Annotated in this window: 15 protein-coding genes; 7 read left to right on the top strand and 8 right to left on the bottom strand. The window is 70.6% G+C overall.

What is annotated here, in order from left to right; translation table 11 throughout:
- Position 1 precedes the first annotated feature (1 nt).
- Positions 2–457, bottom strand: a complete 456-nt coding sequence (locus E1P53_RS19605) for a succinate dehydrogenase hydrophobic membrane anchor subunit (RefSeq protein WP_006899999.1) — start codon at positions 455–457, stop codon at positions 2–4.
- Positions 458–469: 12 nt separating this feature from the next.
- Positions 470–874: a succinate dehydrogenase, cytochrome b556 subunit gene (gene sdhC, locus E1P53_RS19610; protein ID WP_131735248.1), complete on the bottom strand. Its 405-nt coding sequence runs from the start codon at positions 872–874 to the stop codon at positions 470–472.
- A 226-nt stretch (positions 875–1,100) separates the two neighbouring features.
- Between sdhC and E1P53_RS19615 the strand changes: the two genes are divergently transcribed.
- Genes E1P53_RS19615 through E1P53_RS19625 form a run of 3 tightly spaced genes read left to right on the top strand, consistent with a single transcriptional unit; the run spans position 1,101 to position 3,972 of the window.
- A complete protein-coding gene (locus tag E1P53_RS19615; RefSeq protein WP_131735249.1) occupies positions 1,101–1,505 on the top strand; it encodes a cytidine deaminase in 405 nt (134 codons plus the stop codon).
- Complete coding sequence (locus E1P53_RS19620; protein ID WP_181954864.1) at positions 1,502–2,863, top strand: thymidine phosphorylase; 1,362 nt, start codon at positions 1,502–1,504, stop codon at positions 2,861–2,863. Before E1P53_RS19615 ends, E1P53_RS19620 begins: the two co-directional genes overlap by 4 nt.
- Positions 2,863–3,972: an adenosine deaminase gene (locus E1P53_RS19625; RefSeq protein ID WP_131735250.1), complete on the top strand. Its 1,110-nt coding sequence runs from the start codon at positions 2,863–2,865 to the stop codon at positions 3,970–3,972. Before E1P53_RS19620 ends, E1P53_RS19625 begins: the two co-directional genes overlap by 1 nt.
- Before the next feature lie 47 nt (positions 3,973–4,019).
- Here the strand turns inward: E1P53_RS19625 and E1P53_RS19630 are convergent, their stop codons facing one another.
- The 3 genes from E1P53_RS19630 to E1P53_RS19640 form a co-directional block, all read right to left on the bottom strand.
- Entirely contained in the window at positions 4,020–5,288 is a 1,269-nt protein-coding gene (locus E1P53_RS19630; protein WP_109238823.1) for a SatS C-terminal domain-containing protein, read from the bottom strand.
- 103 nt (positions 5,289–5,391) lie between these two features.
- The gene (locus tag E1P53_RS19635) at positions 5,392–6,345 is read right to left on the bottom strand and encodes a C40 family peptidase (RefSeq protein ID WP_131735251.1); all 954 of its coding nucleotides are present in this window, start codon (positions 6,343–6,345) and stop codon (positions 5,392–5,394) included.
- The gene (locus tag E1P53_RS19640) at positions 6,345–6,701 is read right to left on the bottom strand and encodes a type VII secretion target (RefSeq protein ID WP_165484450.1); all 357 of its coding nucleotides are present in this window, start codon (positions 6,699–6,701) and stop codon (positions 6,345–6,347) included. Before E1P53_RS19640 ends, E1P53_RS19635 begins: the two co-directional genes overlap by 1 nt.
- A 106-nt stretch (positions 6,702–6,807) precedes the next feature.
- Between E1P53_RS19640 and upp the strand changes: the two genes are divergently transcribed.
- Positions 6,808–7,449 (top strand): uracil phosphoribosyltransferase, encoded by a 642-nt coding sequence (gene upp / locus E1P53_RS19645; protein ID WP_131735253.1) that lies wholly within the window; start codon positions 6,808–6,810, stop codon positions 7,447–7,449.
- 75 nt (positions 7,450–7,524) lie between these two features.
- Here upp and E1P53_RS19650 read toward each other — a convergent pair whose 3' ends face one another.
- Together E1P53_RS19650 and E1P53_RS19655 are read right to left on the bottom strand one after the other, a co-directional pair.
- The gene (locus E1P53_RS19650) at positions 7,525–8,217 is read right to left on the bottom strand and encodes a hypothetical protein (RefSeq protein ID WP_006902548.1); all 693 of its coding nucleotides are present in this window, start codon (positions 8,215–8,217) and stop codon (positions 7,525–7,527) included.
- 37 nt (positions 8,218–8,254) lie between these two features.
- Positions 8,255–9,058 carry a purine-nucleoside phosphorylase gene (locus tag E1P53_RS19655; protein WP_006902550.1) on the bottom strand — a complete coding sequence of 268 codons (804 nt, stop codon included), beginning with the start codon at positions 9,056–9,058 and terminating at the stop codon, positions 8,255–8,257.
- 89 nt (positions 9,059–9,147) lie between these two features.
- On the opposite strand from E1P53_RS19655, the gene E1P53_RS19660 reads away from it, so the two are divergent.
- Both E1P53_RS19660 and E1P53_RS19665 read left to right on the top strand, forming a co-directional pair.
- A complete protein-coding gene (locus E1P53_RS19660; RefSeq protein ID WP_006902551.1) occupies positions 9,148–9,849 on the top strand; it encodes an enoyl-CoA hydratase/isomerase family protein in 702 nt (233 codons plus the stop codon).
- Complete coding sequence (locus tag E1P53_RS19665) at positions 9,846–11,054, top strand: amidohydrolase (RefSeq protein ID WP_131735254.1); 1,209 nt, start codon at positions 9,846–9,848, stop codon at positions 11,052–11,054. Before E1P53_RS19660 ends, E1P53_RS19665 begins: the two co-directional genes overlap by 4 nt.
- A gap of 64 nt (positions 11,055–11,118) precedes the next feature.
- On the opposite strand, the gene E1P53_RS19670 is transcribed toward E1P53_RS19665, so the two are convergent.
- A complete protein-coding gene (locus E1P53_RS19670) occupies positions 11,119–11,601 on the bottom strand; it encodes a gamma-glutamylcyclotransferase family protein (protein ID WP_040527621.1) in 483 nt (160 codons plus the stop codon).
- A 323-nt stretch (positions 11,602–11,924) separates the two neighbouring features.
- On the opposite strand from E1P53_RS19670, the gene E1P53_RS19675 reads away from it, so the two are divergent.
- Entirely contained in the window at positions 11,925–13,328 is a 1,404-nt protein-coding gene (locus tag E1P53_RS19675) for an NAD(P)H-quinone dehydrogenase (RefSeq protein ID WP_006902554.1), read from the top strand.
- Positions 13,329–13,386: the final 58 nt, after the last annotated feature.

Genomic DNA, 13,386 nt, shown 5'->3' on the forward strand with positions numbered 1-13,386 from the left:
TTTAGCCGACGCTGTTGACGTCGAAGGTGAGGATCGCGTACGTGCCGAGCGCGAGGGTCAGGATGATCGACACCAGCAGCAGGGTGTTGAGCCAGAAGCGGGTCGAGTCCTTGCGCGAGTAGTCGGCGATGACGGTGCGCACGCCGTTGCCGCCGTGCAGCTCGGCCAGCCACAGCATGGTCAGATCCCAGATCTGCCAGCCCGGCGAGCTCCAGCGAGCGGCGACGAACGAGGCGTCGATGCGATGCACGCCGCCGTCCCAGGCGAGCATGATGAACATGTGGCCGATCGTCAGGAAGACGAGGATCAGGCCGGAGAACCGCATGAACAGCCATGCGTACTTCTCGAAGTTGTTGCCCTTGGGCTTGCGGGGCGAGCGCGGGTTGTCCAGGCTCGCGGGGCGGTCGTGCTGTGTGCCGAGGGTCTTGGCGACACCCGTGGCTTCCGAGGTGGTCATCTCTGGTGGCTCCTACAGGTGGTCGATCAGGATCTGCAGCAGGCGCACGGCGCCGGCGGCGAAGACGACGACGAACAGGGTCAGGGCGACCCACAGCATCTGCCGCTGGTACTTGGGGCCGTTGGACCAGAAGTCCACCAGGATCAGGCGCACGCCGTTGAAGGCGTGGAACAGGACGCACGCCACGAGGGCGATCTCCATCAGACCGATGATGGGGGTCTTGTAGGTCTCGATGATCGCGTCGTACTGGTTCGGATCGACGCGGATGACCGCGGTGTCCAGCACGTGCACGAACAGGAAGAAGAAGATGGTTACGCCGGTTATGCGGTGAAGCACCCAGGACCACATGCCTGGGTCGCCGCGGTACAGAGAACGTCGACGCACCGGGTCAGGTGCGACTTCGGTCGAGGTGCTCATCGGAAAAGTGGCCTCCAACATCGTCGATGGACGCGTCGAATCGGCATGCTCCGACTCGACCATGGACCCATGACAAGAGACTCTAAACCCATGCCGGAACCGGTGATAAATTGCCCGAACCAAACTGAGACACAAGAGATTCCGACTTAGGTTTGCCTTACCCAAGATCTGGCGCCGGTGAAATCCCGGCATCCGGGCGGATCGACGCTTTTGCGAGGAGGTGGGCGTGGATACGGTGATCGATTGGAATGTCCTGCGCCACAAAGCAAGTGAAATGTTGTCGCGGGCCTATGCCCCGTATTCGCGCTATCCGGTGGGCGCGGCCGGGATCACATCCGAGGGCGAAATCCTCGGAGGCTGCAATGTGGAAAATGTCTCATACGGACTCGGTATCTGCGCCGAGGTGTCGCTGATCGCGCAATTGGTCGCCCACGGACGGGGGACGCTGCGGGCCGTTTCGGTCACCGATGCCAACGGGAAGGTCCTCATGCCGTGCGGGCGGTGCCGGCAGGTTCTCCTCGAGCACGGCGGACGCGGTCTCCTCGTCGATCATCCCTCCGGATCCCGAACCCTCGCCGACCTGCTTCCCGACGCGTTCGGGCCCGGCGACATCGCCGAGGTGGTCCCGTGAGCGCCGGCACCCGCGGCATCTCGGCCGGCGCCGACGAGGTCATCAACGCGGTCTCGGTGATCGCCACCAAACGCGGCGGGAACGAGCTCGGCGACGCGCAGATCGCCTGGATGCTCGACGGCTACACCCGCGGCGAGGTCGCCCCCGAGCAGATGTCGTCGCTTCTCATGGCGATCTACCTGCGCGGGATGACGCGACGCGAGATCGCGACCTGGACGCAGGCGATGATCGACAGCGGGCGGCGAATGGATCTGTCGGGCCTGCGTCGCGACGGCCGGCCGCTCGCGACCGTCGACAAGCATTCCACCGGCGGAGTCGGGGACAAGATCACCCTGCCGCTGACACCGCTGGTGGCGTCGTTCGGTGTGGCCGTCCCGCAGCTGTCCGGCCGAGGCCTGGGGCACACCGGCGGCACGCTGGACAAACTGGAGTCGATCCCGGGCTGGCGGGCCGAGCTGAGCACGACGGAGATGTTCGACCAGCTCGAACGCGTCGGCGCGGTCATCTGCGCCGCCGGCGCCGATCTCGCCCCCGCCGACCGCAAGCTGTACGCTCTGCGCGACGTCACCGGCACCGTCGAGTCCATCCCGCTGCTGGCCAGCTCGATCATGAGCAAGAAGATCGCCGAGGGAACCGCCGCGCTCGTCCTCGACGTCAAGACCGGCTCGGGCGCATTCCTGCCGGACGAGTCCGATGCCCGGGAACTCGCGTCGACGATGGTCGAACTGGGTGTCGATGCCGGTGTGGACACCCGTGCGCTGATCACCGACATGAGCGTCCCGCTGGGGCGGGCGGTCGGCAACGCCGTCGAGGTCGCCGAGTCGCTCGAGGTCCTGGCCGGCGGCGGACCCGACGACGTCGTGGAACTCACCCTCGCCCTGGCACGCGAGATGCTCGACGCGGCCGGGCTGCCCGACGCCGACCCGGCCGAGCACCTGGCCAACGGCCGGGCCATGGACTCCTGGCGGGCGATGATCGCCGCGCAGGGCGGCGACCCGGACGCGCCCCTGCCCGTCGCGCGGCACACCGACGACGTCGCCGCCGAGTCCGCCGGCGTCGTGGTCGAGGTGGACGCCCGCGCCGTCGGCGACGCCGCCTGGCTGGCGGGTGGCGGCCGGTCGAAGCCGGGCGAGGCGGTCGCCGCCGAGGCCGGCGTGATCGTCCACGTCCGGCCCGGAGACCGGGTTCGCGCCGGACAGGCCCTGTTCACGCTGCACACGCAGGACGACGACCGGATCCCGGCCGTGCGGGCCTGCCTGCGTCGAGCGGCGCGGATCGCCACGGGTGGCGCGGCGGCGTCGGACGCCGCCACCGCGCACACCCGGCCGCTGATCATCGACCGCGTTAGGTTCGGATGATGACGACGCTCGATGCCGCACACCTGAAGCTCGCACCGAAGGTGCTCCTACACGACCACCTCGACGGCGGGCTGCGCCCCGCGACGGTGCTCGAGCTCGCCGCCGAGACCGGTTACGACCGGCTGCCGGCCGACGACGTCGAGGGCCTTGCGCGCTGGTTCCGCGAGGCCGCCGACAGCGGTTCGCTCGTGCGCTACCTGGAGACCTTCGAGCACACCGTCGCGGTGATGCAGACCGTCGGCGCGCTCGAGCGGGTGGCGCGCGAATGCGTCGAGGACCTCGCCGACGACAACGTCGTCTACGCCGAGGTGCGCTACGCCCCCGAACAACACCTCGAGCAGGGGCTGACCCTCGACGAGGTGGTCGAGGCAGTGCTGCGCGGCTTCGCCGACGGGGTGCGGCTCGCCGCCGAGCGCGGCAAGCAGATCACCGTCCGGTGCCTGGTGACCGCGATGCGCCACGCGGCGCGGTCACTCGAGATCGCCGAACTCGCGGTCAGGTATCGCGACCGCGGCGTCGTCGGGTTCGACATCGCCGGTGCCGAGGCCGGCCACCCGCCGACCCGCCACCTCGGCGCCTTCGAGTACATGCGGGCCAATTCGGCGCCGTTCACGATCCACGCCGGCGAGGCCTTCGGACTGCCGTCGATCCACGAGGCGATCGGCTTCTGCGGCGCCGACCGGCTCGGTCACGGGGTGCGGGTCATCGACGACATCGAGCTGCCGGAGGGGGCGCATCCCGCCGATCGGTCGTTCACCGGCGCGAAGCTCGGCCTGATCGCAAACGTGGTGCGCGACAAGCGGATTCCGCTCGAACTGTGCCCGAGCTCCAACGTGCAGACCGGCGCGGTCGCCTCACTCGCGGAGCATCCGTTCAACGTGCTGGCGCGACTGCGGTTCCGCGTCACGGTCAACACCGACAACCGGCTCATGGGCGACACCTCGATGACCAAGGAGTTCGCCCTGCTGGCCGAGCACTTCGGCTACGGGTGGGCCGACTTCGAGCGCTTCACCGTGAACGCCATGAAGTCGGCGTTCATCCACTTCGACGAACGGCTGCGGTTCATCGACGACGTGATCAAGCCCGGCTACGCGGTGCTGCTGGGCTAGGTCGCGGCGCCCGGCGCCCGGGCGGTACGGCTGCCCGGGCGGTACGGCTAGCCCTTCTTGACCAGCCGGGCCTCGAAGTCGTGCTCGAGTGCGCGCCAGGCCTCGGCCTCGTTGTCGAACGGCCCGCTCGGGGCCATGCGCTTCGGGTCGGGGTTGAGCGCGTAGTCGATGAACCAACCGAGGGGAGTGGTCGACCCCAGCGCCTCGGAGACGGTGTCGTCGTCGGCGTAGTCGGCGGCGTCGGTGAGCAGTTCGACGGCGAGGTCGAGCTGGTCGCGATCGATCCGGCGCGGGCCGTCGGCGATGTCCTCGGAGATGCCGGGCAGGACGTACACGTTGTCGTCGATGACGTCGAACTCCAGCGAGCCGTCGGTCGCCTCCGCGCGGACGTCCTCGAAGGTCGAGAGATCGGCCAGGTCGTGGTCGTTCTCCTCGGCGAGGAACCGCGACAGGGCGCGGGCGGAGGTGAACACGAAGATCTTCCCGTCGGCGCCGAGGAAGACCGGGTCGTCACCCAGGTAGCACCGCAGGGTCAGGTACTCGTCGCCGCGGGTGACGATCTTGATGGGGTCGATACCGACGGACGCCCAGAAATCGTCGTCGTCGTACTCGTCGTCGAGGTCGTCGTCGTCTTCTTCATCGTCGTCCTCGGCGTCGAGGGTCTCGACGATCTCGATGTCCTCGTCGTCGGTCGGCTCGTCCTCGTCCTCGGCGGACGCGGCCGCCTCGAGTTCGGCCTCGGCGGTCTCGACCGCCTTAGGGTCGACCTCGGGAACGGTGATGACCTCGTCGATGGCGTCGAGGACGTCGTCCCAGTGCTTGGCGATGAGCCTGCCGATCCGGACCCAGAGGTCGAGGCCCTCGCGGCCCTCGAAGTTACGGGTGCCGGTGGTCACGGCGCCCAGGATCGGATTGCCGTTGAAGAACTTGGTGATGGGGACCAGTTCGCAGACCTCACCCAGGATGCGCACGATCTCGAGAGCGTCCTCGAGCTCGGCGATGACCTCGGGGGTCGGGTCCTCGGCCGCGAGTTCCGGCACGCCGACGAGGTCGTAGGTGTGGCGCTCGTCGGGGATGAGTTCCTCGGCCTGCACCTGGACCAGGGTCGGCCAGGCCGGGTGTTCGACGAGGTCGTTGTCGTTGTTGGTGCGCACGAAGGCCGCGAGTTCGGCGACGCCCGGCAGGACGTAGAGATCCTCGTCGAGTCCGAGGAACGCCTCCCACTCGTCGTCACCCTCGCGCCAGCGGGGTGCCCACAGGGTGAAGCTGTTTCCGTCGGTGAGTCCGAGCTCAATCGGGACGATGTCTCCGGCCATGGGGACACAGCCTAGCGATAGATGGCGCCGGATCCAGTAGTGGGCCGCACTGAGGGCGACGGCCCGCTCCTCGGCGTCGCTCGGCCGCCCTTCACCTGCGGTGTCATCGGGGTCGGTAGAAGCCTTCGAAGGTCTGGTCCAGATTGGTGGTCCGCAGTGGCGACACCCCCACCGGGTCGCCCGCCTCGATGAGCTGGCCGTTGCCGATGTACATCGCGACATGTCCCGACCACACCGCGAGATCGCCCGGCTGCAGGTCTGCCTGCGACACCGGGTACCCGGCGGTGTCCTGGTCCTGGGCGAGGCGCGGCAGTTCGACCCCGGCCTGCCGGTAGGCCCACTGGGTGAAGCCGCTGCAGTCGAAGCCGTCGGGCGTGGTCCCTCCCCACACGTAGGGCACCCCGCGCTGGCTGAGGGCGGCACGAACCGCCGTCGCCGCGCGCTCGTTCGGGGCGTAGGCGACCGAACCGTCGGGGAGCGTCACCGCGACGCCGCCGGGCACGGGCGCAGACGACAGTCGCCCAGCGTCGGCCGGTGCCCCGGAAGCCGCGGGTGCGGTGCGGCGGCCGAGTGCGGCCATCGCCTCGGTGTCGGCCTGCAGCTCCGCCCGGGTGCGGGCGACGATGTCGACGCCGCGCCCGAGGTGGTCGGCGGCGATCGGGACGAGGGCCATGAGACCCGCCGGCGTGAACAGCCGGTCGCCGAGCGCGGCGGCGCTGCGCTCCAGCGAGTCCACCAGTGCGTGCAGGCGGGTCGACGCGGAGTGCACCTTGTGGGCGGCCGTCTGCACCAGTCGGGAGAACTCGGCGGCGTCGGCGGTGACCACGGTCATGCCGCGATGCACCGACTCGGCCGTGGCGAACGCGGCCGCGCCGCCGGTGCCCGCCCAGCCGTCGCGGGCCGCCCGCGTCGCCGCCTGTGAGTCCGCACGCGCGGCGTCGACCGCGGACGCGGCGGTGTGCAGGCGCTCGGCCGGGTTGCCCGGTGCCAGGACGCCGGTGCCCAGGGCGGTGAGCAGGGCGCGCAGTGGCTCCACGAGGAGTTCGGCACCCGACATCAGAGGCTCAGCCCCTTCTCTGCGGTGGAGTCGCCCGAGCTGTAGGCCGCGTCGGCGCGCAGCGTCGTGGTGGCCAGGTCCTCCTGGCGCCGGGCGGTGGCCTCCAGCGTCCGTTGGTGGAGGTGCAGGAACTCGGCGGCGGCGCCGAGGAACTCGAAGCCGATCAGGCCGAACGTGGTGGCGAGGCCGGTCATGGCGTCGTCGTGGCCCGGTGCATGGGCGCCCACGAGTGCCGCGCTGTGGCGTTGGGTCTGCGAGAACCGGTGCAGCGCTGCGGAATCCACCATCAGGCGGGCGTCGTCGGTGGAACCGGTCGACGAGGGATTGGACCGTGGGCCGGGGGTGTGCGGGCTCATGGGATTTCGACGCGCCGCGGGCCGATCCGGTTCCATCGGTCGGCGGCGGGGCCCCGGCCCCTCCCAACCCGCACATCGGTGACGCCCACGAAATAGGGTGATCGGCATGGAACGCCTGATCGTCGACCACCCCCTCGCGGCCGCCCGACTCACCACGATGCGTGACGAGACCACCGACAACGCCGGGTTCCGCGCGGCGCTCTCGGACCTCACCCAGATGCTGGTCTACGAGGCCCTGGCGGGGGCGCCGAAGGCCGACGTCCGGATCAAGACGCCGTTGACCCCGTTCACCGGATCGCGGCTGGCCAAGCCGCCGCTGCTGGTGCCGGTGCTGCGTGCGGGCCTGGGCATGGTCGAGCAGGCGCACGCGATGGTTCCCGAGGCGCAGGTCGGGTTCGTCGGGATTGCCCGCGACGAGCGGACCGCCCAGCCCGTCCCGTACCTCGAGTCGCTGCCCGACGATCTCTCGGGGCACCCGGTGTTCGTGCTGGATCCGATGCTCGCCACCGGCGGTTCGATGCTGCACACCATGGAGTTGCTGGTCGCCCGCAACGCCACCGACATCACGGCGGTGTGCGTCGTCGCGGCGCCGCAGGGCGTGGAGGCGCTGGAGCGCTCGGGCCACCCGTGCCGCCTGGTCGTCGCCGCGATCGACGAGGGGCTCGACGAGGCGAACTACATCGTCCCGGGTCTCGGAGACGCCGGCGACCGGCAGTTCGGCCCGCGCTGGACCTCCGCGGCCGACTGACGCCTCGTTCCGCGCGCCGACGGGCGGTCCCCGCGATTCCTCAGCCGCACGCCGACGGGCGGTCCCTGCGAGTCCTCAGCCGCGCGACCAGTAGGCGATCATCGGTTCGTCGGACAGCACCCGGCCGCCGTCGACGATGGTCAGGCTCGACGGCGACACCAGGTAGCGCACCGAGCCGTTGCGGGCCTCGAACGTGTCGCCGGTCAGCGTCGGGTACTGCAGCTCGATGGTGCCGTTCGGGGCCGCGCCCTTGTAGTACCAGCGTCCGGTCTGGTTGCCGACCTGGCAGATGACGACCCGCGATCGCGAGGTCATGCCGATGGCGACCGCCGGATCGTCGGACGCGTTGCAGCGCGGGCCGCTGGTGAATCCCTGCCAGTCCGCACCCGGCACCGTCGGCAGCGGACGATTCGGAACCGTCGTGGTGGTCGTGGTCGTGGTCGGATTCACGGGGGCCGGGGTCTGCGTGACGGTGTTCGTCACGGTCTCCGGCGTGGCCTGCGTGCTGCTCGCGGCCGACTTCTCCTCGGAGTCGTCGTCGGCGGGGATGAGCAGGAACGCGGCGAGCACGCCCACGGCCACCAACAGGACACCGGCGACGATGGCCACGAGGACGGCCGGAGACGACCACGGCGACCGCGGCGGCGGGCCCTGCGGGTAACCGGCGGGTCCGTACCCGGGCTGGTAGCCGCCCTGCGAGTAGGGGTCCGGGTTCTGGGGGTATCCGCCGGGGCCGTAGCCGCCGGATCCGTCGGGTGGGTAGGTCATCGTGCTCCTCGGGTGGGTCTACACACGTCAGATGGTTCTACAGCTCGCCGATGATCTCGGCGAGGAGTTCGCCCATATGTGTCGCCGACGCCCGGCCAGCCTCGAGGACCTCGGCGTGGCTGAGGTGCTCGCCGGTCATCCCGGCGGCCAGGTTGGTCACCAGGGAGACGCCGAGGACCTCGAGACCGGCGGCGCGCGCGGCGATGGTCTCGTGCACCGTCGACATGCCGACGAGGTCGGCGCCGAGGGTTCGCAGCATGCGGATCTCGGCGGGGGTCTCGTAGTGCGGCCCCGGCAGCCCCGCGTACACCCCCTCGGCGAGGGACGGATCGACCCGACGAGCGACCTCGCGCAACCGGGGGGAGTAGGCGTCGACGAGATCGACGAACTGCGCGCCGACGAGCGGGGACCGGGCGGTCAGGTTGAGGTGATCGGAGATCAGGACCGGCCGGCCCACCGACATGTCCTCGCGCAGGCCGCCGGCCGCGTTGGTGAGGATGACCGTGTGAGCGCCGGCCGCCGCGGCGGTCCGCACCGGGTGCACCACCCGCGCGAGATCGTGGCCCTCGTAGGCGTGAATCCGGCCGAGCATCAACAGGACCCGGCGGGTGCCGATGTGGACGGAGTGGATCACCCCGCCGTGTCCGGCGGCGCTGGGCGGGGTGAAACCGGGGATCGACGACATCGGCAACGACCGGATCGGGGTGCCGAAGGCGTCGGCCGCGGGTGCCCAGCCGGAGCCGAGGATGACCGCGACTTCGTGTGCGGCGGCGTCGGTCTCGGCGGCGATGGTGGCGGCCGCGGCGATGGCCGCGGCGTCGGCGTCAACGGTCGGATCCATGCGCCAACCCTAATCAACGGCCCCGGGCGCGGCGCGGAACGTCGGCGGTCGTGCCGGTCGCGGGCAGCAGGGGGCGATAAGGTCAGGTCATGCCATATCTCAACGAGACCGGCGACGTCGTCGAACTCCACCTCGGTGCGCCGGGCGCCGAGCTCGACGAGACGAACCCGGAGAACCGCTTCCGCCTGGATTGGCTCGACGAGGTGGAGCGGCTGCTCGGTGAGGTGACCGCGGACCCGAAGCGCCCGCTGGTCGTGACCGCGACCGGCAAGTTCTTCACCAACGGCCTCGACACCGACCACATCTTCGCCGCGCCGGACCAGTTGCCGGCCTACCTCGATCGCGTGCATGCGCTCTACACGACGATCCTCACCCTCCCGGTGCCGACCGTGGCCGCGATCAACGGTCACGCCTTCGGCGCCGGCGCGATGCTGGCGCTGTGCGCCGACCAGGTCGTCATGCGCACCGAGCGCGGCTTCTGGTCGCTTCCCGAGGCCGCGCTGAACATGCCGTTCACCCGCGGGATGGCGACTCTGTTGCGCACCAGGCTGCCCGACCGCACCGCGACCGAGGCGATGTACAGCAGCCGCCGGTACGGCGCCGACGACGCGGTGGCCGCCGGGATCGTCGACGAGGCGGTCCCCGTCGAGGACCTCGCCGCCCGCGCGGCCGAGCTGGCCGCCGGCCGTGCCGCGACCGTCGGGGCGAACCTGACGCTCATCAAGCGCGGCCTGCGCGGCCCGCTGCTGGCCGACCTCGCCATCCCGACGCCGGCCGGGGTGCTGGCATGACGGGGACGGAGCCGGCCATCGCGGTCGAGGGCGGCGGTCCCATCGACGAGTGGCTCGCCGCCCACTGGGACGAGTTGGTCGCCTGGCGCCGCGACATCCACGCCCATCCCGAACTGTCCCGGCAGGAGATCCGCACCACCGAACTGGTGATGCGCGAACTGACCGAGGCCGGCCTGCAGCCGCGCCGCCTGCCCCTGGGCACCGGCGTGGTCTGCGACATCGGCCCTGGCGACGAGCCCCGCATCGGCCTGCGTGCCGACATGGACGCGTTGCCGGTCACCGAGCACACCGGCCTGGCGTTCACGTCGACGGTCGAAGGAGTGTCCCATTCCTGCGGCCACGACGCCCACACCGCGATCCTGCTCGGCGTCGCCAAGCTGCTGGCCGGGTCGCAGCCGCTCCCGGTGGGTGTGCGGCTCATCTTCCAGGCCGCCGAAGAGGTGATGCCGGGCGGTGCGCTCGACGCCATCGACGCCGGCGTCACCAGCGGTCTCGGACGGATCTTCGCCCTCCACTGCGACCCCCGTCTGCCGGTGGGCACCGTCGGCCTGCGGCAGGGACCGCTCACATCCGCGGCCGACCACATCGACCTGCAACTCCACTCCGCCGGCGGCCACACCTCCCGGCCGCATCTCACCGGCGACCTCGTCTACGCGATGGGCACCGTCATCACCGGGCTGCCCGGCGTGCTGTCGCGCCGCGTCGACCCGCGCTCGGGGACGGTCATGGTCTGGGGTGCGGCCAACGCGGGCAGCGCCCCGAACGCGATTCCCCAGGAAGGCAGGCTCCGCGGCACGGTGCGGACCGGCGACCACGGGACCTGGGCGTCACTGGAGCCGCTGGTGCGCAGCATCGTCGGCGAACTCGTCGCGCCCCTCGGCGTCCGGTACGACCTCTCCTACATCCGCGGGGTGCCGCCGGTGGTGAACGACGAGGTGGCGTTCCGGATGCTCAAGCGGTCGGTCGCCGCGATCGGTCCCGACGCCATCGCCGACACGCCGCAGTCACCGGGCGGCGAGGACTTCTCCTGGTACCTCGAGCACGTTCCCGGCGCGATGGCGCGCCTGGGGGTGTGGGACGGGATCGGACCCCAGGTCGACCTGCACGCACCCAACTTCGATCTCGACGAGCGGGCTCTCGCGATCGGCGTGCGCACCCTCGCCGGAGTGGTGCTCGGCGCCAAGAACGCGGCGGAGAGCGCCTAGAACGATGGAGGGCGGCCGGCGCACATCGCATGGACGACAGCGCCGGCCGTCCGTCTGCTGCGGGTCAGGGCTCGATGGGGCCGGGGCCGGGGCCCACGTTGCGGGCCTCTCGGAGACGGAGGTCCTGCACGTAGTCGGCCGGGGCGCCCGCGACCTCGGCGGCGTCGGCCATCACACCGAGATACCGGGCCGAGGGAAGGCCGCCCTCATAGGCGTCGAGCACGTACAACCAGGCCAGGACCGGACCGTCCGCGGTGTCGACACGCGCCCGGATCTTGCGGTGGATGCCGAGTTCGGAGCCCTCCCACCGGTCGAGGAGCTCCTCGTCCTCGGGCGTGACGTCGTACAACACCACGAAGACACGGGCGTTCGGGTCGTCGCGGTCCTCGGTGACGGTGGCCAGGGAACCCTCCCAGCCGATGTCCTCGCCGGCGAAGGTCAGACGCCACCCGTTGAGCCATCCGGTACCCGACATCGGCGAGTGCGGCGCGCGTTGCGCCATCTGCTCGGGATCCATGTTCGATCCGTAGGCTGCATAAATCGGCACGGGTGGAGCCTAGTGTGTCGACGGCCCGTCCGGAAGGTGGCCCGCGCGCCGAGGGGTATGGCATGTGCCGCATATGGCACGATCCGCGTGGAGGCCCGCCACCCCGCGGGACTAGGTTTGTATCAGGCGCGGCCCCATGCCACGGTCGCCCGGGAGAGCACGCACCACCCCGCGCGGCTCGACCCGGACCGGTGGTCCGGCACCACGGTGTCGGCACCGACCCGGTCCGACACCAGTTCGCCCACCGATCAACACGTACGCCGGGGCGCACGGTGTCTCACGAGGACGCCGCGACGAGACCGGTTGCAGGACAGGAGTGCACAGTGACCAGAATCGTCATCATCGGCGGCGGACCGGCGGGCTACGAGGCGGCACTGGCCGCGGCGGCCTACGGCGCCGACATCACGGTGATCGACTCCGACGGCATCGGTGGCGCCTGCGTGCTCTGGGACTGCGTCCCGTCGAAGACCTTCATCGCCTCCACCGGCATCCGCACCGAGGTCCGCAAGGCCGTCGACCTCGGCATCAACATCAAGACCGATGACACCCTGGTCAGCCTTCCGCAGATCCACCAGCGCGTCCGCGACCTCGCCTTCGCCCAGTCCGCCGACATCCGGTCGCGCCTCGTCAGCGAGGGCGTGAAGCTGGTGTCGGGCACCGCGGTGCTCGACGAGACGCAGGTCGGCGTCGCGACCCACGGCGTGATCGCCACCCTCGCCGACGGCAGCACCGAGCGCTACGAGGGCGACGTGGTGCTGATCGCGACCGGCGCGTCGCCCCGGATCCTGCCCGACGCCCGGCCCGACGGCGAACGCATCCTCACCTGGCGCCAGCTCTACGACCTCGAGGAACTGCCCGAGCACCTCGTCGTCATCGGTTCCGGCGTCACCGGCGCCGAGTTCGTCCACGCCTACACCGAACTCGGCGTGAAGGTGACCCTGGTGTCGAGCCGCGACCGGATGCTGCCGCACGAGGACGAGGACGCCGCACTGGTCCTCGAGGACGCACTCGCCGAGCGCGGCGTCGAACTGGTCAAGCACGCCCGTGCCGACAAGGTGGAGCGCGACGGCGACACGGTCACCGTGCACCTCGCCGACGGGCGCTCGGTCACCGGCAGCCACGTCCTGATGACCGTGGGTTCGGTCCCCAACACCGCGAACCTGCAGCTCGATCGTGCCGGCGTCGAGGTCGACAAGGGCGGCTACATCCGCGTCGACCGCGTCTCGCGCACCTCGGTTCCCGGGATCTACGCCGCCGGCGACTGCACGGGTCTGTTGCCGCTGGCGTCCGTGGCCGCGATGCAGGGGCGTATCGCCGTCTACCACGCCCTCGGCGAGGGTGTCAGCCCGATCAAGCTGAAAACCGTTGCGTCCGCGATCTTCACGCGTCCGGAGATCGCGAGCGTCGGCGTCTCGCAGAAGGCGATCGACGCCGGCGAGTACCCCGCCCGCACCGTGATGCTGCCCCTCGCGACCAACGCGCGCGCCAAGATGAGCGGCCTGCGCCGCGGCTTCGTGAAAATCTTCTGCCGCCCGGCGACCGGCGTGGTCATCGGCGGGGTCGCGGTCGCCCCCAACGCCTCCGAGCTGATCCTCCCGATCGCGCTCGCCGTGCAGAACAAGCTGACCGTCGGCGATCTCGCGCAGACGTTCTCGGTGTACCCCTCGCTGTCCGGTTCCATCACCGAGGCCGCCCGCCAGCTCGTCCGCCACGACGACCTGGACTAGGAGCACACGACGAACCAACACACGACGAACGAACACACGACGCCGTCGCGTTCGTCGG

The organism is Gordonia paraffinivorans, assembly GCF_900683595.1.
GTDB classification, from domain to species: domain Bacteria; phylum Actinomycetota; class Actinomycetes; order Mycobacteriales; family Mycobacteriaceae; genus Gordonia; species Gordonia paraffinivorans.

Coding starts and splice junctions, on each gene's coding strand:
- E1P53_RS19635 (WP_131735251.1), bottom strand. CDS start 6,345: ATGTCGGGTGCCGAACTCCTCGTGGAGCCACTGCGCGCCCTGCTCACC.
- E1P53_RS19605 (WP_006899999.1), bottom strand. CDS start 457: ATGACCACCTCGGAAGCCACGGGTGTCGCCAAGACCCTCGGCACACAG.
- sdhC (WP_131735248.1), bottom strand. CDS start 874: ATGAGCACCTCGACCGAAGTCGCACCTGACCCGGTGCGTCGACGTTCT.
- E1P53_RS19630 (WP_109238823.1), bottom strand. CDS start 5,288: ATGGCCGGAGACATCGTCCCGATTGAGCTCGGACTCACCGACGGAAAC.
- E1P53_RS19650 (WP_006902548.1), bottom strand. CDS start 8,217: ATGACCTACCCACCCGACGGATCCGGCGGCTACGGCCCCGGCGGATAC.
- E1P53_RS19665 (WP_131735254.1), top strand. CDS start 9,846: ATGACGGGGACGGAGCCGGCCATCGCGGTCGAGGGCGGCGGTCCCATC.
- E1P53_RS19655 (WP_006902550.1), bottom strand. CDS start 9,058: ATGGATCCGACCGTTGACGCCGACGCCGCGGCCATCGCCGCGGCCGCC.
- E1P53_RS19660 (WP_006902551.1), top strand. CDS start 9,148: ATGCCATATCTCAACGAGACCGGCGACGTCGTCGAACTCCACCTCGGT.
- E1P53_RS19640 (WP_165484450.1), bottom strand. CDS start 6,701: ATGAGCCCGCACACCCCCGGCCCACGGTCCAATCCCTCGTCGACCGGT.
- upp (WP_131735253.1), top strand. CDS start 6,808: ATGGAACGCCTGATCGTCGACCACCCCCTCGCGGCCGCCCGACTCACC.
- E1P53_RS19625 (WP_131735250.1), top strand. CDS start 2,863: ATGACGACGCTCGATGCCGCACACCTGAAGCTCGCACCGAAGGTGCTC.